Source organism: Aedoeadaptatus coli (assembly GCF_900343085.1).
In the GTDB taxonomy this organism is placed as follows: domain Bacteria; phylum Bacillota; class Clostridia; order Tissierellales; family Peptoniphilaceae; genus Aedoeadaptatus; species Aedoeadaptatus coli.
In genome coordinates this window covers 1-23,662 of the sequence record NZ_OPYI01000010.1, presented here as the reverse complement: position 1 = coordinate 23,662, position 23,662 = coordinate 1, and the positions used below count along the sequence as shown (strand labels likewise).

At 52.2% G+C, this 23,662-nt stretch carries 28 protein-coding genes; 2 read left to right on the top strand and 26 right to left on the bottom strand.

The genetic code is table 11. The features are described from left to right. Positions 1–44: 44 nt before the first annotated feature. From DG046_RS06455 to DG046_RS06340, 24 genes are all read right to left on the bottom strand, one after another. Positions 45–2,123, bottom strand: coding sequence for a bifunctional 4-hydroxy-3-methylbut-2-enyl diphosphate reductase/30S ribosomal protein S1 (locus DG046_RS06455; RefSeq protein ID WP_108831690.1), 2,079 nt, complete (start codon positions 2,121–2,123; stop codon positions 45–47). Then, positions 2,104–2,691 (bottom strand): lysophospholipid acyltransferase family protein, encoded by a 588-nt coding sequence (locus DG046_RS06450; RefSeq protein WP_108831689.1) that lies wholly within the window; start codon positions 2,689–2,691, stop codon positions 2,104–2,106. Before DG046_RS06450 ends, DG046_RS06455 begins: the two co-directional genes overlap by 20 nt. Next, the gene (cmk, locus tag DG046_RS06445) at positions 2,681–3,334 is read right to left on the bottom strand and encodes a (d)CMP kinase (RefSeq protein ID WP_108831688.1); all 654 of its coding nucleotides are present in this window, start codon (positions 3,332–3,334) and stop codon (positions 2,681–2,683) included. Before cmk ends, DG046_RS06450 begins: the two co-directional genes overlap by 11 nt. Then, a complete protein-coding gene (locus DG046_RS06440; RefSeq protein WP_108831687.1) occupies positions 3,335–4,546 on the bottom strand; it encodes a BaiN/RdsA family NAD(P)/FAD-dependent oxidoreductase in 1,212 nt (403 codons plus the stop codon). It abuts the gene before it with no gap. Further along, entirely contained in the window at positions 4,547–5,104 is a 558-nt protein-coding gene (gene mnmM, locus DG046_RS06435) for a tRNA 5-(aminomethyl)-2-thiouridylate-methyltransferase MnmM (protein ID WP_108831686.1), read from the bottom strand. Further along, positions 5,095–5,805, bottom strand: a complete 711-nt coding sequence (locus tag DG046_RS06430) for a pseudouridine synthase (RefSeq protein WP_199909593.1) — start codon at positions 5,803–5,805, stop codon at positions 5,095–5,097. The genes mnmM and DG046_RS06430 overlap by 10 nt, the downstream gene beginning before the upstream one ends. Beyond that, positions 5,802–6,320, bottom strand: coding sequence for an SMC-Scp complex subunit ScpB (gene scpB / locus DG046_RS06425; RefSeq protein WP_108831684.1), 519 nt, complete (start codon positions 6,318–6,320; stop codon positions 5,802–5,804). Before scpB ends, DG046_RS06430 begins: the two co-directional genes overlap by 4 nt. After that, positions 6,298–7,041 (bottom strand): segregation and condensation protein A, encoded by a 744-nt coding sequence (locus DG046_RS06420; protein ID WP_108831683.1) that lies wholly within the window; start codon positions 7,039–7,041, stop codon positions 6,298–6,300. Before DG046_RS06420 ends, scpB begins: the two co-directional genes overlap by 23 nt. Further along, the gene (locus DG046_RS06415) at positions 7,038–7,646 is read right to left on the bottom strand and encodes a site-2 protease family protein (RefSeq protein ID WP_108831682.1); all 609 of its coding nucleotides are present in this window, start codon (positions 7,644–7,646) and stop codon (positions 7,038–7,040) included. Before DG046_RS06415 ends, DG046_RS06420 begins: the two co-directional genes overlap by 4 nt. Next, a complete protein-coding gene (locus DG046_RS06410; protein WP_108831681.1) occupies positions 7,636–8,946 on the bottom strand; it encodes a thymidine phosphorylase in 1,311 nt (436 codons plus the stop codon). The genes DG046_RS06415 and DG046_RS06410 overlap by 11 nt, the downstream gene beginning before the upstream one ends. Before the next feature lies 1 nt (position 8,947). Then, on the bottom strand, positions 8,948–9,745 hold the full coding sequence (locus tag DG046_RS06405; RefSeq protein WP_108831680.1) for a purine-nucleoside phosphorylase: 798 nt from the start codon (positions 9,743–9,745) through the stop codon (positions 8,948–8,950). Continuing rightward, positions 9,729–10,280, bottom strand: coding sequence for an NUDIX hydrolase (locus DG046_RS06400; RefSeq protein WP_108831679.1), 552 nt, complete (start codon positions 10,278–10,280; stop codon positions 9,729–9,731). The genes DG046_RS06405 and DG046_RS06400 overlap by 17 nt, the downstream gene beginning before the upstream one ends. Before the next feature lie 8 nt (positions 10,281–10,288). Next, positions 10,289–11,944, bottom strand: a complete 1,656-nt coding sequence (recN, locus tag DG046_RS06395; protein WP_108831678.1) for a DNA repair protein RecN — start codon at positions 11,942–11,944, stop codon at positions 10,289–10,291. A 1-nt stretch (position 11,945) separates the two neighbouring features. Further along, complete coding sequence (locus DG046_RS06390; RefSeq protein ID WP_108831677.1) at positions 11,946–12,740, bottom strand: TlyA family RNA methyltransferase; 795 nt, start codon at positions 12,738–12,740, stop codon at positions 11,946–11,948. Positions 12,741–12,744: 4 nt separating this feature from the next. Then, positions 12,745–13,521, bottom strand: a complete 777-nt coding sequence (locus DG046_RS06385) for a polyprenyl synthetase family protein (protein ID WP_108831676.1) — start codon at positions 13,519–13,521, stop codon at positions 12,745–12,747. Next, complete coding sequence (xseB, locus tag DG046_RS06380) at positions 13,511–13,714, bottom strand: exodeoxyribonuclease VII small subunit (RefSeq protein WP_108831675.1); 204 nt, start codon at positions 13,712–13,714, stop codon at positions 13,511–13,513. Before xseB ends, DG046_RS06385 begins: the two co-directional genes overlap by 11 nt. Further along, positions 13,704–15,035 carry an exodeoxyribonuclease VII large subunit gene (gene xseA / locus DG046_RS06375; protein WP_108831674.1) on the bottom strand — a complete coding sequence of 444 codons (1,332 nt, stop codon included), beginning with the start codon at positions 15,033–15,035 and terminating at the stop codon, positions 13,704–13,706. Before xseA ends, xseB begins: the two co-directional genes overlap by 11 nt. Continuing rightward, the gene (gene nusB, locus DG046_RS06370; RefSeq protein WP_108831673.1) at positions 15,022–15,534 is read right to left on the bottom strand and encodes a transcription antitermination factor NusB; all 513 of its coding nucleotides are present in this window, start codon (positions 15,532–15,534) and stop codon (positions 15,022–15,024) included. Before nusB ends, xseA begins: the two co-directional genes overlap by 14 nt. Before the next feature lie 15 nt (positions 15,535–15,549). Further along, entirely contained in the window at positions 15,550–15,918 is a 369-nt protein-coding gene (locus DG046_RS06365) for an Asp23/Gls24 family envelope stress response protein (RefSeq protein WP_108831672.1), read from the bottom strand. Between the two features lie 74 nt (positions 15,919–15,992). Further along, the gene (locus DG046_RS06360; RefSeq protein ID WP_108831671.1) at positions 15,993–16,604 is read right to left on the bottom strand and encodes a ribonuclease HII; all 612 of its coding nucleotides are present in this window, start codon (positions 16,602–16,604) and stop codon (positions 15,993–15,995) included. Continuing rightward, positions 16,585–17,448, bottom strand: a complete 864-nt coding sequence (gene ylqF / locus DG046_RS06355; RefSeq protein ID WP_108831670.1) for a ribosome biogenesis GTPase YlqF — start codon at positions 17,446–17,448, stop codon at positions 16,585–16,587. The genes DG046_RS06360 and ylqF overlap by 20 nt, the downstream gene beginning before the upstream one ends. After that, positions 17,438–18,280, bottom strand: coding sequence for an HAD hydrolase family protein (locus DG046_RS06350; RefSeq protein ID WP_108831669.1), 843 nt, complete (start codon positions 18,278–18,280; stop codon positions 17,438–17,440). Before DG046_RS06350 ends, ylqF begins: the two co-directional genes overlap by 11 nt. A 46-nt stretch (positions 18,281–18,326) precedes the next feature. Further along, positions 18,327–19,139: an ABC transporter permease subunit gene (locus DG046_RS06345; RefSeq protein WP_108831668.1), complete on the bottom strand. Its 813-nt coding sequence runs from the start codon at positions 19,137–19,139 to the stop codon at positions 18,327–18,329. Then, the gene (locus DG046_RS06340) at positions 19,139–20,404 is read right to left on the bottom strand and encodes an ATP-binding cassette domain-containing protein (protein WP_108831667.1); all 1,266 of its coding nucleotides are present in this window, start codon (positions 20,402–20,404) and stop codon (positions 19,139–19,141) included. The genes DG046_RS06345 and DG046_RS06340 overlap by 1 nt, the downstream gene beginning before the upstream one ends. A gap of 121 nt (positions 20,405–20,525) precedes the next feature. Here DG046_RS06340 and ychF point away from each other — a divergent pair, with 121 nt between their 5' ends. Together ychF and DG046_RS06330 are read left to right on the top strand one after the other, a co-directional pair. After that, positions 20,526–21,611: a redox-regulated ATPase YchF gene (gene ychF / locus DG046_RS06335; protein ID WP_108831666.1), complete on the top strand. Its 1,086-nt coding sequence runs from the start codon at positions 20,526–20,528 to the stop codon at positions 21,609–21,611. An 82-nt stretch (positions 21,612–21,693) separates the two neighbouring features. Then, positions 21,694–22,383, top strand: coding sequence for a stalk domain-containing protein (locus DG046_RS06330; protein WP_159082082.1), 690 nt, complete (start codon positions 21,694–21,696; stop codon positions 22,381–22,383). 152 nt (positions 22,384–22,535) lie between these two features. Here the strand turns inward: DG046_RS06330 and DG046_RS06325 are convergent, their stop codons facing one another. After that, positions 22,536–23,306 carry an ADP-ribosylglycohydrolase family protein gene (locus DG046_RS06325; protein ID WP_108831664.1) on the bottom strand — a complete coding sequence of 257 codons (771 nt, stop codon included), beginning with the start codon at positions 23,304–23,306 and terminating at the stop codon, positions 22,536–22,538. 98 nt (positions 23,307–23,404) lie between these two features. Next, positions 23,405–23,662: hypothetical protein (locus DG046_RS06320; RefSeq protein WP_108831663.1), on the bottom strand; the 258-nt coding region annotated here is incomplete at its 5' end.

Genomic DNA, 23,662 nt, shown 5'->3' with positions numbered 1-23,662 from the left:
CACCTACAAAAAATGCGCTCTCCTTAGAAAGCGCATTTGTTTTATTATTCTTCGTCTTGGGATTCTTCCGCATCGACGGTTTCAAGTTGATCGAAGTTGATCAGATCGCCGATTGCCATGGAGAAGCTTTCTTCTTCAGGTTTCGCTTCTACTTGCGGTTGTTCTCTGCGACGAGGTTTTTGCTCTTTCTTTCTTTCGCGAGGAGCTTGTTCGTCTTCGCCGCCCGGTTGAAGGGCCTTCATGGAAAGAGAAATCTTCTTGTCTTCGAAGTTGATATCGGTGACGCGAACGTCGATTTCTTGACCGATTTCTAAGACATCAGACGGTTTTTCGACGTGTTGTCTGGAAATTTGAGAAACGTGCAGTAAGCCGTCTACACCGGATTCCAGGCGAACGAATGCGCCGAAGTCCAGAATGTTTACGACGGTACCTTTTACGTCATCGCCGACTTGTACGGTTTCAACAAAGGTATCCCAGGGTTTTTGGGTGGTTTGTTTTAAGCCGAGGGCAATGCGGTTCTTTTCTTCGTCGATTTTCAGAACCAGCACCTTTACCTTTTCGCCGGGGCTTACGACATCGCTGGGATGTTTCACGCGGTTCCAGGAAAGTTCAGAGATGTGAATCAATCCGTCTACGCCGCCGACATCGACGAATGCGCCGAAGTTGGTAAGGCGTTGAACCGTACCTTCGATGAATTCGCCTTCTTGAAGGGTGCTGTACACTTCTTTGCGTTTTTCTTCGATTTCCTTGGATTCGATGTTTTTGCGGGAGAGAACGAATTTTCTTCTGCCCTTATCGAAATCGATGATTTCGCATTCTAAGTCTTCATCGACGTATTTGCTTAAATCTCTTTGGAAACGTACGGAAACGTGGGATGCGGGAATGAATCCGTTTAATCCGTCGACGTCACAGGTCAAGCCGCCTTTGACGACATTGGTGACGTGAGCCGTAACCGTTTCGCCGTTTTCAAATTTTTCTTCCATTTCATCCCAAACTTTCATGTTTTCCACGCGTTTGAAGGATAAAACGACATTACCGTCTCCATCGTCCATTTTCATTACGTAAACCTGAATTTGATCTCCTTGGTTGAAGATTTCACTCGGTTTTACATTGGGATCGTTGGACAATTCATCTCTGGAGATGATACCGTCTGCGCGGTAGCCGATATTAACCATAACCTCGTCGTCGGTTACGTATAATACCTCGCCATCGACAATTTCACCGCGGCGTACGCGCGTGAAAGAGTTTTCAATGGCCTCCATCATTTCATTGTTCATTTCGTCCCTGTTCATATTATCCATTCTACTAACAGCCTCCTTGATTACCGAATCCGGAGTGGATGCCCCGGCGGTAATACCAATTTTATTGAATTTTTTAAATGGACGTAGATCGAGTTGATTTATGGTTTGAATATGGTAGACATTATCGCAATGTTCTGACGCAATCTTTACGAGCTTCTTCGTATTTGCACTATTCTTACCACCTATAACGAGCATACAATCCACATGAGTAGCCAACATGCGACAGGCATCCTGACGGTCGTTTGTGGCTTTACATATGGTATTATACCTTAAAATCTCCCCGGTGAAAACACCTTTTAGCCTTTCTTCCACAGAATCAACCAATTTATTGGGATTTGTCGTCTGGGAAACAAGGGCAATTTGATCTTTCTCACTTAAAGGCAAGGCGTCCGCCTCATCGGCGTCTGCAACGATGTAAACATCGTCGCCGTAAGAGGCGATGCCCTTTACTTCCGGATGGCCTTTGTCGCCGACGATGACCACGGGAATGCCCTTGGCGTTGTTTTCCTCGACGATGGTGTAAATCCTCGAGACAAAGGGGCAGGTCGTGTCTACCACGCGGTTGCCTTTCGCGCTCAACTCTTCCTTTAAGGCTTTCGTCGTGCCGTGGCTTCTCGTAATGACCGTGGCATTTTCAGGCAGATGGGCTTCGTCGATGAGCTCTACGCCTTTTTCCCGCAGGTCTTCGTTTACTTGGGCGTTATGCACCAGCTCCCCTAAGATCTTCACGTCGTCGTAGGTCTGAGCCGTCTGAAAGGCGCTTTCCACGGCGCGCTTCACGCCGCCGCAAAAGCCGTAGCATTCACTCAACAGTATTTCCAAGGTAGTTTCTCCCTTCGTAAATGGTGGCCATTAAGGCGCGCATGCGTTTTTGGTATTCCTCTTCGGTGAGCTTTTCCTTTTCGAAGGGGATCGGCGCACGGAATATGTAGCGCCGTTTGCGAAAAAGTTTGTAGTCCCCTTCGATGTATAGGGGCAGAACTTCGGTCCCGGTGCGGGAAGCGAGAAGAATGGTGCCGGGCTTGGCCCGATCGTAGTCCACGTCCTTGACCCGGGTTCCCTCCGGAAAAATGCCCACGATCTCATTCTTTTTTAATGCACGCATGGCGATAATGGTGCTCTTCGCATCGCCGTGGTCCCGGTCGACGGAGATGGCGCCGACACCCTGAAGGATTTGCTTTAAAACCGGCTTTTCAAAGAGCTCCCGCTTCGCCATCCAGCGCACCTGTTTGGGAAATAAAATCGAAACGAAGAGGGGATCCCAATTGCTCTTGTGATTGGCCACCAAAAGATAGGCCTTGTCCTCCAGCTCGGGCATGTTCACCACTTCGTAGGGATAGAGGATTTTTAAAAGCCACCCGGTAATGCCTTTCACGAAATTATAAAACATGGCCGTTCTCCACGTAATTCACCATGGTGTCCAAGACTTCTTCTTCGCTCATGGCGGTGGAATCCACGAGAATTGCATCCGCCGCTTGCTTCAAGGGAGCCACGGTGCGATTTTTATCCCGCTCGTCTCGGGCATGAATGTCGGCCTTGATCTTTTCCATATCCACGGCTTCGCCAAAGGCCAGGCGCTGTTCGTAGCGTCGTCTCGCCCGCTCTTCTTCCGACGCCGTGAGGAAAAATTTCACATCCGCCGAGGGCAGCACCACCGTGCCGATGTCCCGCCCTTCCATGACGACGCCACCGTCTTCAGCGAGCCGCCGTTGCAGAGACAGAAGGTAATCCCGCACCGCTGGTTCTTTCGACAGTTGCGAGGTCTTTTGGGAGATGGCCTCCGTGCGAATAACATCGCCCAGGGCCTGGCCGTTTAATTGCACGGCGCCGTCTTTGTAGTCGATGGACTGAGCGTCCACGCGCTTCAGAAGCTCCACAGTGGAAAGATCCCCGCCTTCTTTTACGGCGATGTAGGCGATGGTGCGATAGAGAGCGCCGGTGTCGATGTATTCGTAGCCCAGACGCTTTGCCAGGGCGCTTGCAATGGCGCTTTTCCCCGCGCCGGAGGGTCCGTCAATGGCGATGGTTTTCATTTATTCCTCCTCACCGGAACACATGCCGGCTAAGTATCCGGTAGAAAATGCGATCTGTAAATTAAAGCCCCCGGTGGGTCCGTCCACGTCCAAAACTTCTCCGCAGAAGTAGAGACCCTTGGCCTTTTTGCTTTCCATAGTCGAAGGATCCACGTCCTTTACGTCCACGCCGCCGGTGGTAATGATTCCGGTGTTTTCGTTAAACAGCCCGGCGTAGTGAAGGCGGAATTTTTTCAGCGACCCAATCAATGCGCGGCGCATTTCCGCCGAGAGCTGATGGGCCGGCAGATCCTGAGGCACCTGCGCCTGATCCAACACCGGCGCGATCAACGATTTGGGCAGCAGGTTCTTCATCAGATTGTGCATGGCCCGATTGGAATTGTCCTTTACTTCGCGCAATAGCCGCTTATCGAGCACCTCTTCTGTAAGGGCGGGCTTTAAGTCGAGAGACAAGTCCACTTTATCGGAGCGATTGATTTTCGAAGAGAGACTCAGGACGATGGGCCCGCTGATGCCGAAGTGGGTAAAGAGCATTTCGCCGAAATCGGAATAGCTTCCCTCTCTCGTCGTCGCCGTGAGCGCCACGTTTTTTAAAGACAGACCGGACAGTTCCTCTAAGTAGCTTTCCTTGAGCTTTAAGCCCACGAGGCCTGCCACGGGCCTCACCACGCCCATGCCGAAATCTTCGGCAAAGCCGTAGCCGTCGCCGGTGGAGCCGGTGAGGCGATAGGTCATGCCTCCCGTGGCGACGATCACCTTGTCTCCGCGGAACGTGCCTTTGTTCGTCCTTAGGGTATAGCCGTCTTCTTCTCTTTCAACGGATTCTACCGTCGTGTTCAGACGAATGGCCACCTTCTTTTTCACCAGCTCCCGCTCTAAGGTTTTAATGATGTCCGAAGACTTGTCGCTTTTCGGAAAGACTCGATCGCCCCGCTCCACCTTTAAGGGGGTGCCGCGGCTTTCGAAGAAATCTTTCAGCATGGCGGCGGTAAAACTGTAATAGGACGAGTACATAAAGCTTGCATTGCGATTCAGGACCTCAAAGAAAAAGGGATCGTCGCAGTCGTTACAGAGATTGCACCGTCCCTTGCCCGTAATAAACAGCTTCTTTCCCAATTTTTCATTTTTTTCGATTAAGGTGACCTCCGCCGTCTCCGCCGCTTTTATGGCGGCCATCATGCCGGCGGGTCCGCCTCCTATGACCAGTATCATCTAACACCTCGCGATGCCTACCCAATAGGGCGGGCAATGATTTTGATTGGGAAAGGTGATTTTTACCACCTTATACTCTTTTTGATCCAACGCGCCGATCAACGCTTCCATACCCTCGCTCTCAACTTTTCCCGCCTCGTGTCCCGGATAGATCGCGAGACTGATTAGGGCGCCGGATTTCATGGCGGCCAGGATTTCATTTAAGGTCCGCTTCGTGGCGGGCCAGGTCGTGGTGATCGTCTTGTCGCCGCCGGGCAAATAGCCCAGATTCATGACAAAGGCGTCGACCTCTTTGAGATCCACATAGTTCGATACATTCTCAAAGCTGTCGTGAATCAGCTCCGCGTTTTCTATCTCTTCTTTTTTTAACAGGGCCTCCGTCTTGTCCATGGCGGCCTGCTGAATGTCCATGGCCAGGACGCGACTCGCCCGTCGGGCGAGAAACAAGGTGTCTTTTCCGTTTCCCGCCGTGAGATCCACAGCGAGATGGTCCTTCTTCAAAAAGTTTTCCAGGACGGCATGGGACCAGTCCACGGCCGATGTAGGCATTACTTCCATGATTTCAACGCCCGAATTTCTTTATCCCGAAGGGGACGGTACTCCCCTTTTCCCAATTGGCCCAGCTTTAAGGGGCCCATTTGAATCCGCTCAAGCTCAACCACTTCAGCGCCTACGGCCTCAAACATGCGGCGAATTTGGCGATTACGGCCCTCGTGTATGGTCACTTCCATGCGGGTCTTTGCGTTTCTGTGTTCCAAAATTTTAAAGGTCGCAGGCGCCGTCATGCCGTCACTAAGTTCGATGCCGGAGGACAATTTTTTTGCCGTCGCCTCGTCCACCACGCCTTTCACCGTGACGCGATAGGTCTTTTCCAGTTCATATTTCGGATGGAGCAAGCGCTGGGTCAACTCCCCGTCGTCCGTTAAGAGCAAGAGACCGGAGGAATCCATGTCAAGCCGCCCCACGGGATAGAGCCGCTGCCCTTTGCCCGTGGGCACCAAATCCAGCACGGTCTTGCGCCCCTTGTTGTCGTCTACGGTGGAGACGACGCCGCGGGGTTTGTTCAATAAGACGTAGCGATTCGTCTTCGGCAGGCGCAGAAGCTTTCCGTCGACGGTGACTTTGTCACTTTCCTCCACCTTCATGCCCTGTTCCGTCACGATTTCGCCGTTTACTTTGACGCGTCCGGCGTCGATGATTTCTTCGCATTTTCTGCGGCTGGCGACGCCGGCGTGGGCCATGTATTTTTGAAGTCTCATGATTCCGTCTCCTCTATTGCTTCTTCTTTCGGCAAATCTTCCAAACCGGACAGGCCGAATTTTCGTAAAAAGGTCTCCGTGGTGCCGTACACTTTCGGACGGCCGGGAATTTCCATGCGGCCGAGGACGGCGATTAAGTCGATGCGCTCCAGGCTTTTCAGCACCTGATCGCAGCGCACGCCGCGTATCTCCTCGATCTCTGATTTCAGCACCGGCTGCTTGTAAGCGATGATGGAAAGGGTCTCGAGGGCGGCATTGGAGAGGCTCTTCGTCCGCGTCTTTTTTGCAAATTCGCTAATGGCTTCGAAAAGCTCCGGCTTCGTGGAAAGTTGATAGCTGTCGTTGACACACACGAGGCGCAGGCCGCGGTCGTCTGCGGAAAGATCCTCTTTTAAGGCATTGACGGCGTGACGCAGCTCCAAGGCCGTGACCTTGAGGGCGTCTGCCATCTCTTTTTCCGTAATGGGATCGCCCCAGGCAAATAACAGGGCTTCAACTTTCGCTTTCAGTTCCATGGATCCTTCCTTTTTTTATCAGTACAATGTCTTTTCCTTCTTGAACGCAGCTGATCTTCTCAAGCTTCATAAGCTCCAGGAGGGTGAGAAAAACCGTGACGATTTCGATTCGACTCTGTGCGTCTTCCATCATTTGAAGGAATCGCGGCTTCTCCCACTTCCTGAAAGCGGCGTCGATTTTATCCGCGGCTTGTTTGAAGCTGAATTCCGCGGCGGGGATTTTTTCCAAAGACTGCCGAGCCGCTTCGTGGATCTCAAAGCGCACCATGACGTCGCGAAAGGCTTTCGCTAAACGGGATGCGTCGCCATCGGCCAAGAGCTCCTCTTCGGAAAAATCCGAAAAATCCTCCTGCTTTTTGTAGACGGCGCCGTCTTCGTAGGCGGCCATTTCATCCAAAAGAAGGCCCGCCGCCTTCATGCGTTTGTATTCCACAATCCGCTCCACGAGGCCGGCGCGGGGATCTTCTTCTTCCTCTTCCTCTTCCGTCACAGGCTTGGGCAAAAGCATGCGGCTTTTAATGGCGAGAAGGTAGCTGGCCATGGCGAGAAAATCCACCATGGAATCCAATACCGGGCCCGTGATGCCGTCAAGGTAAGCGAGAAAATCGTCGACGAGGACGTGGATTTGAATGTCGTAAATATCCATCTCCCGCTTTTTGATCAGATCCAAAAGCACGTCCATGGGGCCGGAAAAGGATCCGTACACGAATTCATAACTCATGAGAGAAGCATCATGGCCAGGCCCACGCAGACTTGGATCAAGCCTTCAACGACAGGCCCGATAATGCGGGGAATGAATCCGGTGACCACGCCTAAAAACAAGATCCAGTAGAAGTATTTTTCGTATTGGTAGAAGTAAAACTCCGTCTTCGAAGGGAGAAGTGAGGCCAATACTTTCGATCCGTCCAGTGGCGGCAGGGGCACGAGGTTAAAGACGCCGAGCATGGCATTGTACCAGAGGAAGTGCAGAAAGAAATTGCTGATCACGAATTGATGCTTCGACGTCCACACGAAGAAAAAGGCGCCGAGAATGGCGAAAATAAAATTCACCGTCACCCCGGCCAGGGACACGAGGATCGTGCCTTTTTTGCGGTTTTTGTAATAGGACGGGTTAATGGGCACGGCCTTCGCCCAGCCGAAGCGAAAGACGATCATAAACAAAAGCCCGACGGGATCGATGTGATCCAGTGGATTTAAGCTCAATCGGCCGTCCCGCTTCGCCGTGTCGTCGCCGAGGAGATAAGAGACGTAGCCGTGGCCGATTTCGTGGCCGACGATGGCGATGATCAGGGCGGGAATGGACCATATATAGGTACTAATGTCCATGATAAACCTCGTCGATAATTAAGGGCGCCGCGGGAACAGGTTCTTCGGAAAAAGACGCGATGGCCAGGAAGCGACGGGCCAGCTCTTCCATAGGGCGATTTTTCCCGCCGTAGAATGTGGCGAGGACGTCGCCTTTTTTCACATAATCGCCGCGTTTTTTGTGCAGATAAACGCCGGCGGCCATATCAAGTTCATCGTCCATGGTTACGCGCCCCGCCCCTAAATCTCTCGAGATAATTCCGACTTCGTGGGCAGGCAAATGGTTCAAATAGCCTTCGGATTCGCTGATCACGTCGTAGGTTTTCTCAGCTTGGGGGAAAACAGAAAAATCATCGATGACTCTGTCGTCGCCGCCTTGGTTTTTAATAAAGGCTCTGAGCTTGTCCAGGGCCTTTCCGCTTTCGATCAGCTCTTTCACCTTTTTTTCAAGGGCCTTTTCGTCGCCGCCTTCGGCCAGGTGAATCAGTTTCGTGGATAAAAACACGCAAAGCTCCGTTAAATCCTCGGGACCTTCGCCCTTTAATGTGGCAATGGCTTCTTCCACTTCCAGTGCATTGCCCACGGCGCGGCCCAGGGGTTCTTCCATGGCCGTTAAAATGGCCAGGGTCTTTCGTCCGAAGGTCTCACCGATGTGCACCATGGTTTCCGCCAATTCGCGGGCCGATTCTTTATCTTTCATAAAGGCGCCGTCGCCCACCTTCACATCCAAGAGCAAACAGTCGCCGTGAATGGCGAGCTTCTTGCTCATAATGCTCGATGCAATCAGGGGAATGGAATCCACCGTGGCCGTGGCGTCCCGCAGGGCGTAAAGCTTTTTGTCCGCCGGCGTAATGTTTGCCGTCTGTCCCGCAACGGCCATGCCGATGGCATTGGTGGATGCCACGATTTCTTCCATGCTCAGGTCCACACCCATGCCGGGAATGGATTCCAGCTTGTCCAAGGTGCCGCCGGTGTGGCCCAGGCCGCGGCCGCTCATTTTGCCGAAGGGCAGTCCGTAGGCCGAGAGAATGGGCCCGATAATCAGGGTGGTCGTATCGCCTACGCCGCCTGTGGAGTGCTTGTCCACCACCGTGCCCTTAATGGATGAAAGATCCACGGTCTCGCCGGATTCGATGATGGTGCGAGTCAGATGGGCGATTTCGTCGCCGTCCATGCCGGAAAAGTAAATGGCCATTAAGAGGGCGCTCATTTGATACTCTTTTACTGCGCCGGAAAGGTAGCCGGCAATGGTGCTTTCGATTTCTTCTTTCGACAAGGCCTCGCCGTGCTTTTTCTTTTCGATAACTTCCAATACGCTCATATTAAATCGCCTCGATGGTCTTCGTAACCAATGCCTTAAAATCGTCGGCAACGCGTGCGGAAATCTCGATCACTTCCTCGTGTTCCAAGGGTTGATCCAAAATACCCGCCGCCATATTGGTAATGCAGGAAATGCCGATGACCTTCACGCCTCGGTGGTTGGCGACGATCACTTCGGGCACCGTGCTCATGCCCACGGCATCGGCACCTAAAATGCGGGCCATGCGCACTTCCGCCGGCGTTTCGTAGCTGGGGCCGGTCATGTACATGTAGACACCCGATTGATGCTTGATCTTTAATGCTTCGGCCGTGGATTTCGCCAGCGCCGCAAGCTTCGGATCGTAGGCATAGGACATGTCCGGGAAGCGCTCGCCCTTGCCGTCGTTGGGACCGATCAAGGGATTCTTTCCGTTGAAATTAATGTGATCGGTAATAATCATTAAATCGCCGGGTTCAAAACCTTCGTTGACGCCGCCGGCGGCGTTGGTCACGATTAAGGTTTTAATGCCCAGTTCGCAGAGAATCTTCGTTGGAAAGACCACGTCGGCCATATCCACGCCTTCGTAAAAGTGGATGCGGCCTTTCATGGCGACGATATTTTTTCCAGCCAAGGTGCCGAAAATCAGCTCGCCGCTGTGGCCCTGAACCGTGGATTGTTTAAATCCGGGAATGTCTTTGTAGGGAATGGACACGGCGTTTTCGATGGTTTCGGCGAAATCACCTAAGCCGCTTCCCAAAATAATGCCGATCTCCGGAGGTCGGTCGGTTTGTTTATTTAAGTATTCAATGGTTTTGTTCATTAGCATCTCTCATTTCTTTTACGGCGTAGAGCCCGATAATGGTTTTTGCGTCGATAATTTCGCCTAATTTAATCATGCGCAGGGCTTCGTCCAGATCCATGTAGACCACTTCCAAATCCTCCGTGTCGTCCAAATGCATTTCACCGGGCGTGGGATTTTCGCAATAGAAGATGTGGATCTTTTCGTTGGTAAATCCCGGGGACGTATAGGCTTCAAGGAGAAACTCGGCGGATTCCGCCACGAGTCCCGTTTCCTCGGCCAGTTCCCGAATGGCGGCCTTCATGGGATTTTCGTTGTGCTCGATAAGCCCGGCGGGAAGCTCCAGAAGACATTTTTTCGTGGCGATACGATACTGCTTCACGAAGGGGATTTTACCGTCTTCACACAGAGCCACCATGGTGCAGCCGCCGGCGTGTTCTACCACTTCCCGCTTGCCGTAACGTTGACCGTCCAGCTCTACGGTGTGGCAGCTCAAAGTGACGACCTTGCCTTCGTATATTTTTTCGCTGCGTATAATGCGCTCTTCAGAAATCATAAAACCTCCTAGATTCGGTTTCGTAACATTTCGCGTGCTGTCTCTCGCGTCTTTTCCGTGTCCTCGCCGCTGATCATGGTGGCCAGCATGGCGATGCGTTCCTCGTCGTTTAATTTTTGAACGAAGGAAACGGTGCGTCCCGCTTCCATCCGCTTTTGAATGCGGTATTGGCGATCGGCCCGCGCCACCACTTGGGGCAAGTGGCTCACGACGATGAGCTGCCTGTCTTCGGACAGGCGCTTCATTTTCTCCGCCACTACTTTCGCGGTCTTGCCGCTCATGCCCGTGTCCACTTCGTCGAGGATGAGAATTTCCCGCTCGTCCAATTCGGAAAAGATACTGATAAAGGCTAAAAAGATGCGGCTGATTTCGCCGCCCGAGGCGATGTCCGCCATGGGAAGCAAATCTTCGCCCCTGTTTGTGGCGACGAGGAAGCGGACGCCGTCCATCCCGTCTGCGGCCAAGGGCTTTTCGGAAAAATCCACCTGAAAGGCCGCGCCCTGAATGTCCAGCTCTTCCATTTCCCGAGCCATGCGTCCTTCAAGAATTTTTGCCGCATCCTTCCTGCGTTTTCTCAGCCGAAGGGAAAGGGCCGTAGCCGCTTCCTTTTTTTCCTCGCAGGCTTTTTTCATGGTTTCGACCACGTGTTCGTAATCGTCGATAAAGTCCAGCCGCTTTCGGCTTTCTTCCAAAAAAGCCTGAATCTTTTCGTAGCTGTCGCCGTATTTTCTCTTCATGGAATTGATCGTATCCAGGCGATCCGTCACTTCCTGCAAACGGCCGGGACCGTCGTCGAAATTTTCGCCCTTGTCCCGAAGGGTTTGCGCCAAGTCCTGAAAACCGTAGCGAATGTCTTCAAAGGATTCAAAGAGCTCGGCGAAATGGCTGTCATTTTGCGCCACCTTCTCGAGGGCGGCGCCGTAGCGATCCAGGAGGGAGCGAATGCCCCCCTCTTCAAAGGCCAGCTGATTCATTTCATTGAGAAGTTCCAAGGTTTCCGTGTGGCTGTTTCTCGCGCGAAATTCTTCAGCCAAGGCCTCGTCTTCCCCTTCTTCGAGAGCCAGGGTTTCGATCTCCTCGATTTGGTAGCGCAAGAGATCCCCTTCGCGAGCCAAGGCCTCGGGATCTTTCACCTCGTCCTTGAGGCGTTCGATGAGCGCACGGTACGCGCCGTAGATATCTTTTAACTCGGCGAGATCCCTCTTGTGCTCCTCACCGCAGAAACGATCCAAAAGCTCCAGCTGAAAATCCGGTTTCATGAGAAAACTGTTTTCGCCTTGCACTTCCGACAGGGCGAGAATGGAGCCGAAGTCTTTCAAAACCCCGTTCGTCACGATTTTTCCGTTGATTTCCGACAGCGACGGCCGATCGCGGTCGATGCTTCGCTCCACAATAATCACGTCTTCAAAGGGAATGTTGTGGTCCGCGAGAAAATCCTGGGCCTTTTTGTTTTTTGTCATAAAAACGCCCTGAACCGACGCCTTTTCCGCGCCTTTTCGAATCATATTTTTTTGAGCCCGCCCGCCGAGAATCAATCCGATGGCGTCCATAATAATGGATTTTCCCGCGCCGGTCTCCCCGGTCAATACGGAAAAGCCGTCGTGAAATTCCATGGACGAGTGATCGATAATGGCGAAGTCATCGATTTGAAGGCGTAAAAACATATTAGCGAAACTCCTCCCCGGACGCCCGCACCACGCCGTCGATGTCGACGGGCTTCGACGCGGCGGCGTCCTTCGTCATAAGCATTAAAAATTCCGTGTTTCCCGTCGCGCCTTGAATCGGCGAGAAGGTCAGTACCTCGGGATACATACCCAAATCTGCGACGAGATCCTGTATTTTATTTAAAACTTCCCGGTGGATCTCCGGGTCGGAGACGATGCCGCCCTTGCCCACCTTGCCTTTACCCGCCTCAAATTGGGGCTTGATCAATGCGGCAATTTTCCCCGTCTCGGACAAGTAGCTCACGGCTTTGGGAAGCACCAATTCGAGGGAGATGAAGGACACGTCGATGGAAATAAAATCCATGGCATCGTCAAGATCTTCCGCATCGAGATAGCGCACATTGGTCCGCTCCATAACCACGACTCTTGGATCCACCCTCAGGGAATAGGCCAGCTGATTGTAGCCCACATCCACGGCGTAGACTTTCCTAGCGCCGTGGGAAAGCATGCAATCGGTAAAGCCTCCCGTGGAGGAACCGATGTCCATGCACACCTTGTCCGTCAAGTCGATCCCGCAATTTTCAATGATTTTTTCCAGCTTAAATCCCCCGCGGGAGACGTATTTCAGGCTGTGTCCCTTTACTCTGATTTCCGCATCGGCATCGATCATTTGCCCCGCCTTGGCGATGCGCTCCGTGCCGATAAAGGCTTCGCCGGCCATAATCATGGTCTTCGCCTTTTCCCGGGAAGGCGCCAAATTCTTTTTTACCAAAAGGACATCTGCACGCTCTTTCACGCCATCACCTGTCTCGCTTTAAAATCATAGTAATCAGCGCTTCCGTTTCCTTAAATCGGCCAATGGAAGCAAGGAGGCTTAAACATTCCTCCGTGTATTCACGGGCCTTGGTGAGATAATCCTCGGGATTCACTTCCGCACCGTCTTCTTCCAAATCGAAGTAGTCGTCTTGAAATTGATAGCTCAGGCCCAAGGTTTCACCTACGCGGTACAAGGTGTCGTTCACTTCTTTGGGTTTACCCGCCAGTGCACCGGCCATGGCGAAGCAAGCGCCTAATAAGGCACCGGTTTTACGCTTGTAGATCACTTCGTCGCCGGAGGATGCGCCGGCGCGTATATCCAGGACCTGGCCGTCCACCATACCCGTGGTTCCCGCGGCTTTAAATAAGTATTTCATGGCCTCGATTCCGCCCGCGGGATCCAACGACGCTCCTTCGGCGGCAAGCTCCGCCGCTTGGGACAGGAGCCCGTCCCCTGCGAGAATGGCCAAGGCCTCCCCGTAGGCCTTGTGGCAAGAGGGCTTTCCCCGCCTGAAATCGTCGTCGTCCATGGCGGGCAAGTCGTCGTGAATCAAGCTGTACGTGTGGATGGATTCCATGGCAGCGGCAAAGTAAAAGGCGGCGTCGCCTTTGTAGTTCAGGTCATATAACACGGTGCAAAAAAGCGTGGGCCGCACCCGTTTGCCTCCCGTAAACAAGGAGTAGAGCATGGCTTCTTTTAACTCGTCGGCCGCCGAGGGGATGGCCTCGTAATATTCCTTTAATCGCTTATCAAAGTTCATTGTCGCCCTCCTCTTCCATGCCTTCGGTGAGCACGCGAACCTTTTGTTCCAGGCCCTTTAAATCTTTTTCCAGTTCCTTGTAAAGGGACGTGGCCACTTCGTAGAGCTTCACCATTTCCTCCAAGGAAAGGTCTTCATTTTCCATGCGCTCCACGATTTTTTCCAGTTGCTCCGACTTTTCTTTATAATTCATGACCGTTCCTTTCTATGGAAAGCACGCGGGCTTCGACGGACCCGTCAATGAGATCGATAGTTAATACGTCGCCCACGTCGACGTCGTTTGCCGAGCGTATGTAGCGATCCGAGACGCGCACCCGTGGCTTCACCCGCTCCTTGCCCATGGCCTTCATGCGATTGTCGAGCTCGGCTAAATCCCGCTGTGCATTTTTCACCGCCAGTGCCGATTGACGCACCATGCGCCGCTTAAGCGCAGCGAGCTGCTCCATGTCCCTCTCCGCCCGGGCCGGAAGGTTCACGGCCCTTATGCGTATACCGTGACTATTAAGGGATTGTGCGTGGAGATTCAACACTTCTTTCATGCGAAAGTCCATGCGCTCTTTCACGGCTTTTTGGGCCAGACGCTTGTTTAAAATGGCCTCCATGGACACGGCTTGATGCAGGCGGTGGCCCAAGGCGTCATTTTGCCGTCTCGCCTCGTGAAGATTCAAGGCGATGGCGTGTTCCATGGTGCGAAGGCGCGCCCTCGAGGCGGAGAGAATGTCTTCCCGCGGGCTGACGATGATTTCCGCGCCGTGAGTCGGCGTCGCCGCCCGAACATCGGCAACGTAATCGCAAAGGGTGGTGTCCACTTCGTGGCCCACGGCAGATACGACGGGATGGCGCCTTTCGGCCAAGGTGCGAATCAAGGTTTCGTCGTTAAAGCAAAACAAATCTTCCATGCTGCCGCCGCCGCGGGTAATGAGAATCACATCCACATCATCCCGCCCGTCCAGCCGCTTGAAGGCACGGGCGATGGAGGCTCCGGCCCCTTCCCCCTGCACGAGGGTGGGCGACACGATGACGGAGACGGCGGGATTTCTGTTGGCCGCCACCTGCAAAAAATCGTGAAGGGCCGCACCGACGGTGCTGGTGACCACGCCCACGGTTTTCGGCATCTGAGGCAAAGGCATCTTTTTTTCCATATCAAATAGACCTTCTTTGCTCAGAAGGTCTTTTAATTTTAAGAAAAGTTTGTAAAGGGCGCCTTCTCCGGTGAGCTCCATGGTCTTCGCCACAAATTGCAACCGTCCGGAGGGGGCGTAAATGGCCACGGAACCGTTCATTTCCACTTCCATGCCCACGCTGAATTCCATATCCGACGCTTCGGCGTCGTCACGGTACATAATGCAGTCCATGCGGGCCCTATCGTCTTTCACGGTGAAATACACGTGGCCGCTGGCCGCGGTTTTGATTTCGGAGAGCTCCCCTTTTATCAAGACGTGATTCAGCATGTAATCGGTCTTGAGTACTTTTTTCGCATAGGCGAGAAGCTCCGATACACTAATGGGATTCATAGCCGCCTTCTCGAACGATATGGCCTAAAACGCCGTTGACGAAGCGGGCGCTGTCGGAAGAACTGTACATCTTCGCCAAATCCACGGCTTCGTTTACGGAGACCGGCGGCGCAATGTCTTCGTGGTACATGATTTCCGCCACGGCGACGCGCAAAATAGACAGATCCACAGCGGAAATGCGGCGAATGGATCCGTCTTTTAAGTGATCGGCGATCATTTTGTCGATGGCGTCTTTGTTTTCAACAATGGTTTCGACACAGTCGATAATGTAGGCCTTTTCATCGGGCGCAAAGGGACTGTCCGCTGCGGATTCCATACGCATGGCCGCTTTCTTTTCGCTGAAAACGTGGCGATACATTTCCTCCACCTCGTGGGCTTCCCACACGCTTTCGAAAAATGATTCCGCCACGTCCATGGAAAAATCGCCTCTGTGTTCCATCGCAAATACAACCTGCATGGTTCCGATTCTTGAAAGTTTTCTGCTCAACTTGTTGTCCAACGAAATTCCTTCCCTTTAAACGGATTCTTTTTCTTGGGCGCGCACGCCGTTGACGTGAACATTTACTGCCGTAATGTCCAAATCCGTCATGTTTTCAAGGCTGATCTTGACGGCGTCTTGCACTTCTTCCGCCACTTCCACGATGTTGCGTCCGTATTCCACGACGATGGAAATATCCACGACGCTTTTTTCTTCGTCGGCGGTGACTTTGGTCTTCGACTGGCCTCGTCCGGGCAAGAAGTCGCCGATATCTCTCTTCGTCGTGTAGCTATTATAAACGCCTTCGACTCGCGTGGCCGCTTCCTGAGCGATGCGCGTAATCACGTCGTCGGCAATTTTTACATTGGTGTTCCCCGAAGGGTCAACAAAATATTTTTCAACCATTTCTGCCTCCTATTTTACCTATTATACCATAAACCACAGACAGGCAAAAACAGGCCCGACGGCTCTTTCGGTCTCTATTTGTTTAAAATTTTCGTTAAAAAACTCATGCGATGCCCTGCCGAGGGACCGAGGGCGCGAATGGCTTCCCGGTGCTGTTTCGTGCCGTAGCCCTTGTGTTTTTCTATGCCGTAGCCGGGATAGGCTTCGCCCCATTGAATGCAGAGCCTGTCGCGATACTCCTTCGCCAAAATGGACGCACAGGCGATGGTGTAAGACAAATCGTCGCCGTGGATAATCGCCGACTGATGGCAGTCCAGGTCCATGGTTTCCGCATCGACTAAAAACAGGATGTCCTTGTCCGGAAAACGGTCCATGGCCTTTTCCGCCGCCGCCTTCATGGCGCGCCGCGTGGCCTGTTTTATATTGACGGCGTCGATGACTTCGGGACTTTCGTTGGCGTAGGCATAGAAAACCGCCCGCTCTTTAATGGCCGCTTCCAGCAGGCCACGTTTTTTTGGCGAGAGCTTTTTTGAATCCGTCACGCCTTCAATGGCCTTATCCAAAGGCATGATGACGCAGGCCGCCACCACGTCGCCGAAGAGGCAACCGCGACCCACCTCGTCGATGCCGGCGATGTAGTCGTAGCCTTCTTTCAATCGCTCCAGATCAAAATTCAGATCGGTCATCTGCCCGCTCCAAGGTAATCGCGCCCCACTTGCCGGCGCGAAATTCGTCCAGAATTAAGTGGGAGACTTTCGTGTAGTCGATTTCGCCGCCGCGAATCAAACAGCCCCGGCGCTTGCCGATGGCGTCCATAACCGCCACGGGATCGTCGAAGGTTTCCGTAAGATTGTAGCGGGCCATCATAGGGGCTTCGAAATGCTTCATGGCTTCTTTAACGAGCTCAAAGGCCAGGGTTTCCACGTCCATGATTTCGTCTTTAATGGAGCCGGTGTAGGCCAAATGGCGGCCGCGAATGGGCGGATCCAGCTTGGGCCACAGGACCCCGGGCGTATCCAAAAGATCGAAGGCTTTGTGGTGGCGAATCCACTGATTGGTCTTCGTGATCCCCGGGCGATTGCCGATGGCGGCGGATTTTTTCCCCGCCAGCTGATTGATGAAGGTGGACTTCCCCACATTGGGAATCCCCGCCACCATGACGCGCAGCTTGCGCTTCTCCATGCCCTTTTCCGCTTCCCTTTCCCGCAAATCCTTTACGGAATTTTCTAACGCTTCGGTGAGCTTTTTTTCATTGAGCTTCGATGTGGCGGACCAGGCGATGGCCGAGGTGTCCGCCTGCCCGTTGAAGTAGTCGATCCAGCGCTGTGTTTCCTTCGGATCCGCCAAATCCGATTTATTTAAGAGCATAAGCACGGGAATGGAGGTGAGCACCTCGTCCAGAAGCGGATTGTAGCTGCTCACGGGAATGCGGGCATCGAGAAGGACCACCGCCACGTCGCACTGCGCCTTCATGCTCTTTAAAGACTCGATGGTCTTTTTCATGTGCCCGGGATACCAATTAATGTTCATCCTCCGCCTCCTTTCTCACAATGGCATCGACGCAGCGAAAGGCGCCGTAATTTTCAGGCGTTTCTTCGCAAATGCTATCCGCCACTTCTTTTACATCCTCCGGCGCCGAAGCCATGGCGATGCCCACGCCTCCGTGGGCGATCATGGCCCCGTCGTTTCGGTCGTCGCCGACGACGATCATCTCTTCCGGAGCGATGCCTTTCATCTTGCCGTAGGTGCTCAGGCCCCGCCACTTGTCGCTGCCCTTGCCGATGATTTCAAAAAGGGAAAGTTTCGGATCCCTGCTCTTCAGCAAATGGGCCGTCAGTCCACCTTCTTTAATCACCGGCTCCTCGATTAATCCTTCGAAGACATCGGGGGTGGTGTAGCCGGCCACGGCCAAGACATCTTCTTTTAAAAGATCATCCAAGGACATTTCTCTGTACATGTTTTCGTAAAAAACAATGTAGGAGGCTTCCCGCTCCGTTTGCTCGTGGAGGGTGACCAAATCGTAGCCCTTGGCGTAGCTGTCCACGTGAAAAATCGGATGGAGCCCCCGAGCTTCGATGGCCGCCGTTAAGGGGCGAATGGCGTCCTTGTCGAAGACGAAGCGGTCCAGAGTCTCTTCCGAATTTTTACGGCGAATTAAATTGCCGTTGTTGCTGATCAGGACCATTTCATCCTTGTAAGGAGCGAGTTCCCGCTTCAACGAACGAAAGGGGCGGCCGCTGGCCACCACCGTTTCGATGCCCATTTCTTTCCACCGGTGCACGTACTCGATCATGGTTTCATCGAAAGGTTGTTTTCTCGCGGCGATGGTGCCGTCGAAATCCAGTGCAATTAATCGAATCATATTCCCTCCGAATAAAAGAGCGACTCCATGAGCCGCTCATCTTGGTTTAAAATTTTAGTTCTTTTCCTTTGTAGATAATACAGCCCAATCCCCAGAAGATCAATCCGAGCACGATGTTTGCCACCATGCCGATCCATTGGAAATCGCCGCTTCCCGCCATGCTCAGCGGGTTCAATGCAGAGAAGGGGAAGAATGCCGCAATGGCTTGTGTCCCGCTTCCCATAAAGATGAGTGCGGCCCACAGGAGGGCGATGGCGATAAACAAGAGCAGGCTCCCTCCTTCCGCGTGGGATGCGCGAGAAGAGATCGAGGAATAGAAAAAGCCGACGCACAGAAATTCAAAGCCCAAAAGGAGCAGACAAATGAATACCTGAAGCAGCACGAGGGCCAGGTTTCGAACGTCGTGGATGCCGAAGACGTAGGCGCTTGCAAAGGCGACCAGCAATACACAGAGAAGCACGAGGCCGTAATGCAACATATTGGCCGTGAACTTGCCGCTGTAAATTTCCGTCCGCGTAATGGGATTGGCGTAAAGGTATTCGATGGTACCGGCGCTTTGTTCCCGAGACAAGCTCTTCGCCCCCAATTGAATGGCGAAAATCCCGAACAAGATTCCCAGATATTGGAAGATAAAGGGAATGTAGTCCGTGAATTTGTCGAAGGCAATTTCGCTGCCGAAACCTAAAATCGGCTGCATGTTTTCGGAAAAGCCGTCGCGAAAACCGTTGGCCAGGGATAGGAGATTGTCGTCTTGAAGAAGCGGGAAAAAGGCCATTAACAGGCCGGTTAAAATCCCGAGAACCAAGAACCAAGCAAAGGCCTTGCCCCGATTGTTTTTCATTTCGAGATTAAAAACCATCACTCATCCCCCTTTTTCGGCTTAAAGCTGTATTTTTCCACGAGCACATCGTCGGAATCCACCGGTTCGATGGGCTGCGTCTTGCGGCTGTCCAAAATCATGGAATCGGAATCGTAGGCTGCCGTCTTTTCTTCGACAAGCGCTTGTTCCTCTTTCGGTGCGGCGACTTCTTCGGCTGCGTTCTCTTTTGCCGCATCCGTCGATTGCGCCTCATCTTTTAGAGGCGCTTCGCTTAAAATCACCGTATCGTCTTCCATAGGCGCCGACGTCTCGATCGCTTCGGCTTCAAAGGCCTTGTCGTCGTAGGCGATGATCGTGTCCTCTTCCGAGGTATCGTCAAGAGAGGTCTTCGCCTCTTGTGCCGGCGGAACCGGGCGCTCGCTGACACTGCGGCCGGATTTAAAGATTTCCACTTTATTTTCCAGTACCGCGTCTTCCAAGACGTAGTTCTTCACTTTTTGTTGATGCAATACGGTGGTCAGCGTGGGCAAGTAGCCGTCGTAGAAAAACTCCACGTCGCCGGATTCATCTTTTAATAAGGTCGCGCCGATTTCTTCAAAGGCCCCCACGTCGATCAGCTCGTCGAAAATGCGAAGCACCTTGTCGTTGTTCTTTTTATCCTTCAAATATTCGATGCCCGTTAAGCGGCCGCCGGACAAATAGGCGCCGCGATCGCCGTAGCGTTGGCCGATGGCCAAATCGTCCGTCAAGAGCAAGACGGAAAGGCCTTCGGAACTTTGAAGGCGCTCAATGTGGGTAAAAAGTTTATCCAACATGGCGCGGGACAAATCCTTCGACGGATTGTCCAAAACCAACAACTTCGGTTTCGCAATCAGGGCATTAATAATCGCCACGCGCTTGCGTTCCGAATCCGTTAAATCGGCGAATTTGTGCCGATTGTCCAATTCAAAATATTCCATTAACGACTGGATGTCGTCCGTATTCTTTAATCCATGGAATGCCAAGGTATGATTAAATATCGCCATGGGTTTTAAATTGTCGTACATCCAAACCTCTTCCGGGATGTAGCCGGTAAATTCCTTTACGGATTTGGATTCCTTTTGGCCGTCCATATCGAAAATACGGATCGTTCCCTTATTCGGTTTTAAAAAATGGAACAAAATGCGGGCCAAGGTCGTCTTGCCGGCACCTTCCATCCCCATGATCGAAAAAATCTCACCATCGAACACTTCCAAGTTAAAATCGTTGAAAACTAAATTCCGACGAAATTTTTTGGTCAGTTCATTTACTACAATAGCACTCATGTGTCACCTCGCTTTACCTTCATATTATACATGAATGCCCCATAAAATGAAATCCAATCCCATAAAAGAGCGGCAAAAACTATGGTATAATGAGCTGGATTAGGATTAGGGGGAAGTATTTATGAAATTAGGAATTATCGGATTGCCCAATGTAGGCAAGTCCACATTATTTAACGCCATCACACAAGCCGGTGCCGAAGCGGCAAATTATCCCTTCGCCACCATCGAGCCCAATGTGGGCATGGTGGAAGTGAAAGACCGTCGACTGGACGTGTTGAGCGAAATGAGCCACTCCAAGCAAATCATTTATGCCACCATCGAATTCGCCGACATCGCCGGACTCGTAAAGGGCGCAAGCAAAGGCGAAGGCCTGGGCAATCAATTCTTGTCCCACATTCGCGAAGTAGACGCTTTGGTCCACGTGGTACGCTGTTTCGACGACGGCAACATTATCCACGTGGAAGGCAGCATCGATCCCGTGCGAGACATCGACACCATTAATCTCGAGCTGATCTTTTCCGATTTGGAACTTTTGGAAAAGCGCCGGGATCGGGTCAAAAAACAAATGAAGGGCGACAAGAGCCTGCAAGCGGAACACGATTTAATCGAAAAAATCATCGCCGCATTGGAAGCCGAAAAACCGGCCCGCTCCTTGGACTACTCGGAAGAGGATTTAAAACTCTTATCCTCCTTCAGCCTCTTGACCATGAAGCCCGTGATCTACGCGGCCAATGTCAGCGAAGACGACGTCGTCAGCGGCAACGCCTACGTGGATCAGGTGAGAGCCTTTGCCGATCAAAGCGGCGATGAGACCATTATTATCTCCGCCGCCATCGAAGAAGAAATTTCCGCCCTGGACGACGAAAGCAAAGCGGAATTTCTCGACGCCATGGGCCTCGCCGATTCCGGTTTGGACCGCCTGGTAAAAGCATCCTACACCCTTTTGGGCTTAATCAGCTTCCTTACCACCGGCGAAATGGAAAGCCGCGCCTGGACTGTAAAAAAAGGCGCCAAGGCACCGGAAGCCGCCGGGAAAATCCACACCGACATCGAACGCGGCTTCATTAAAGCCGACACCATTTCTTACGAGAAACTGGTGGAAGCCGGTTCAATAGCACAGGCCCGTGAAAAAGGTTGGATCCGAAGTGAAGGCAAGGATTATGTCATGGAAGACGGCGATGTCGTCAATTTTAAGTTTAATGTGTAAAGCAAGCCGTGCGTTTCTACGAAAAAACGACCGGCCGCATTCCATCCGAAAAGTTATAATTTAGCATAGAAAGGACTCTGATTTGCAAAGAAAAATTCTATCTGTATTGTTGGCCGTGGCCATGCTGATCGGCTTCATCCCGCAACCGGCATCTGCCCGCGACGCAAGACTTTGGGTCGAGGGCCGTTACATTACAGGCGATGTATCGCCTTATATCCACAAGAACCGAACCCTGGTTCCTCTACGTCAAGTAGCTGAAGCTTTAGGACTCGACATTCAGTGGAACACAAAGGAACGTCAGGTACACATCAAAATCAACGACGAGGACTTTATCTTTTCGCCCGGTGAATCCCATTATCGCGCCGGGGACAAAATGGTCAAAATGGATACGGAGACCGTCATTCGCGACAATCGCACCTTCTTGCCGCTTCGAGTTATCGCCGAAGCCATGGGTAAGCCGGTTTCCTGGGATCAGGCCACCTATACGGCCGTAGTCGGCACAGGGTACAGCCCCGAAACGCCATCAAGCAACGAAAAGACGGATGAAAAGAACGAGCAAAATATTCCCGTCACGCCAATTGTTCAAAACAATAAAAATAATCGGGCAATCGGCGCTCCACAGGGAAAAGGACATATTCGCGGAAATCGAAATTCGCGCATTTACCACCTTCCTCAGGATGCAAGCTACCAAAAAATCGCACCGAGAAATATTGTTTTATTTGAAAGTGAAGCACAGGCCCAAGCTGCGGGTTACAGACGCGCGAAAAGATAAGGACTATGTACAGATGGTTGAAGCCGTTGGTTGTAATGACCAACGGCTTTTTTTGCGTCCATGCATATGCAATCTTCTTCGACCTTTCCCGGCATCCGATGGCCATCGACCTTGCTTCTCTCCCGCCGTACTATTAATTTTACGTCCATCTCTTATTTATTTATAATCGAGTCGATAAGCCCTTTATTTTTCAGTTCATCGATCCATTCCTTCGGGATGCTGTCGTAGCCGTACAAAATTCCCGCCAGGCTGCCCACCACCGCCGCGGTGGTGTCCGTATCGTCGCCGAGGTTCACCGCCGTAAGCACGGCTTCTGCGTAGGATGTAGTATTTAACAAGCACCAAATCGAGGCTTCCAATGTGTGCAAAACGAAGCCGGTGGATTGAATGTCGTCCACGCTTTTGTTTTTGATTTCATCCCGCGTGACTGGTTCTTTGCGTATTAATTGCCGCGCCAGATGTACGTAGTCGACGCAGGCGTCCGTGGAAATTTTATGGGCGTGGGTAATGGCGGAGACGGCTCTGATCTCATCGTCTGTCGCCTCAGTAAATGCCAAGGGCAAAATGCGCATCAAGGAACCGTTGCCGTTGGCGTTGTAATCGTCGAACCCTTGCCCTCGTTCCAAGGCGAGGCGCGTCGTGGTGCCGACATCGAAGGTCTCGCCGTTGGCGGTGTAGGCATCTCTATGGAGCCAATCGCAAAACCGCCTCCGCATATCCTCGCAGTCGATGCGGCCCGTCTCTTTAATCGAATCCAATGTGGCCAGAGTCATGCTCGTGTCGTCGGACCAGGTGCCCGGTGCCTGATTCCACGTGCCGTAGCCGGTCATTTCTTTGCAGGTGAAGGTGCCCCGTTTTTTAAATTCGAAAGGCACGCCTAACGCATCCCCCACGGCCAAGCCGTAAATCGCCGATTTCAACATTTTTTCCACTCCTCTGTTTATGCATCGCTCATTTTCGCTGACTCTATTATTAGTTTATCATTTTTTCAGCCGATGTCCTATGGACGGCGGTTTCTTATCTAATCACGGCAAATGACCTGATCATCTGTATAAAGCAAATTTCGTAAATTTCCCCACAAAAAAACCGCCCGCAGGCGGTTCCAGACTGCAGACAAACTCCGAACAAAACTCGGGGTTTGTCTCTTTTTTGTGTATTTTTTCCATAAATCAGCAAAAGAAGGGCCGTCGCCTCCTCCGTCCCGCTCTTTTCGATCCATCATTAGTGCCAGTTTTTTCATGTTCATGCATGCAAAGGTCAGCACCGCTTTCAGGTCCAT

What these genes read in the sequence shown, in the direction of transcription:
- DG046_RS06450 (WP_108831689.1), bottom strand. Translation starts at nt 2,691, where the DNA reads ATGTTTTATAATTTCGTGAAAGGCATTACCGGGTGGCTTTTAAAAATC.
- DG046_RS06340 (WP_108831667.1), bottom strand. Translation starts at nt 20,404, where the DNA reads ATGAGTGCTATTGTAGTAAATGAACTGACCAAAAAATTTCGTCGGAAT.
- DG046_RS06385 (WP_108831676.1), bottom strand. Translation starts at nt 13,521, where the DNA reads ATGAACTTTGATAAGCGATTAAAGGAATATTACGAGGCCATCCCCTCG.
- scpB (WP_108831684.1), bottom strand. Translation starts at nt 6,320, where the DNA reads ATGGAACTGAAAGCGAAAGTTGAAGCCCTGTTATTTGCCTGGGGCGAT.
- DG046_RS06345 (WP_108831668.1), bottom strand. Translation starts at nt 19,139, where the DNA reads ATGGTTTTTAATCTCGAAATGAAAAACAATCGGGGCAAGGCCTTTGCT.
- DG046_RS06440 (WP_108831687.1), bottom strand. Translation starts at nt 4,546, where the DNA reads ATGATACTGGTCATAGGAGGCGGACCCGCCGGCATGATGGCCGCCATA.
- DG046_RS06420 (WP_108831683.1), bottom strand. Translation starts at nt 7,041, where the DNA reads ATGAGTTATGAATTCGTGTACGGATCCTTTTCCGGCCCCATGGACGTG.
- DG046_RS06415 (WP_108831682.1), bottom strand. Translation starts at nt 7,646, where the DNA reads ATGGACATTAGTACCTATATATGGTCCATTCCCGCCCTGATCATCGCC.
- DG046_RS06365 (WP_108831672.1), bottom strand. Translation starts at nt 15,918, where the DNA reads ATGGTTGAAAAATATTTTGTTGACCCTTCGGGGAACACCAATGTAAAA.
- xseB (WP_108831675.1), bottom strand. Translation starts at nt 13,714, where the DNA reads ATGAATTATAAAGAAAAGTCGGAGCAACTGGAAAAAATCGTGGAGCGC.
- DG046_RS06350 (WP_108831669.1), bottom strand. Translation starts at nt 18,280, where the DNA reads ATGATTCGATTAATTGCACTGGATTTCGACGGCACCATCGCCGCGAGA.
- ylqF (WP_108831670.1), bottom strand. Translation starts at nt 17,448, where the DNA reads ATGAACATTAATTGGTATCCCGGGCACATGAAAAAGACCATCGAGTCT.
- mnmM (WP_108831686.1), bottom strand. Translation starts at nt 5,104, where the DNA reads ATGGAAGTAATGCCTACATCGGCCGTGGACTGGTCCCATGCCGTCCTG.
- DG046_RS06400 (WP_108831679.1), bottom strand. Translation starts at nt 10,280, where the DNA reads ATGATTTCTGAAGAGCGCATTATACGCAGCGAAAAAATATACGAAGGC.
- DG046_RS06410 (WP_108831681.1), bottom strand. Translation starts at nt 8,946, where the DNA reads ATGAGCGTATTGGAAGTTATCGAAAAGAAAAAGCACGGCGAGGCCTTG.
- DG046_RS06405 (WP_108831680.1), bottom strand. Translation starts at nt 9,745, where the DNA reads ATGAACAAAACCATTGAATACTTAAATAAACAAACCGACCGACCTCCG.
- DG046_RS06430 (WP_199909593.1), bottom strand. Translation starts at nt 5,805, where the DNA reads ATGAGACTTCAAAAATACATGGCCCACGCCGGCGTCGCCAGCCGCAGA.
- DG046_RS06360 (WP_108831671.1), bottom strand. Translation starts at nt 16,604, where the DNA reads ATGACCGATCTGAATTTTGATCTGGAGCGATTGAAAGAAGGCTACGAC.
- cmk (WP_108831688.1), bottom strand. Translation starts at nt 3,334, where the DNA reads ATGAAAACCATCGCCATTGACGGACCCTCCGGCGCGGGGAAAAGCGCC.
- xseA (WP_108831674.1), bottom strand. Translation starts at nt 15,035, where the DNA reads ATGAATCCCATTAGTGTATCGGAGCTTCTCGCCTATGCGAAAAAAGTA.
- recN (WP_108831678.1), bottom strand. Translation starts at nt 11,944, where the DNA reads ATGTTTTTACGCCTTCAAATCGATGACTTCGCCATTATCGATCACTCG.
- ychF (WP_108831666.1), top strand. Translation starts at nt 20,526, where the DNA reads ATGAAATTAGGAATTATCGGATTGCCCAATGTAGGCAAGTCCACATTA.
- DG046_RS06325 (WP_108831664.1), bottom strand. Translation starts at nt 23,306, where the DNA reads ATGTTGAAATCGGCGATTTACGGCTTGGCCGTGGGGGATGCGTTAGGC.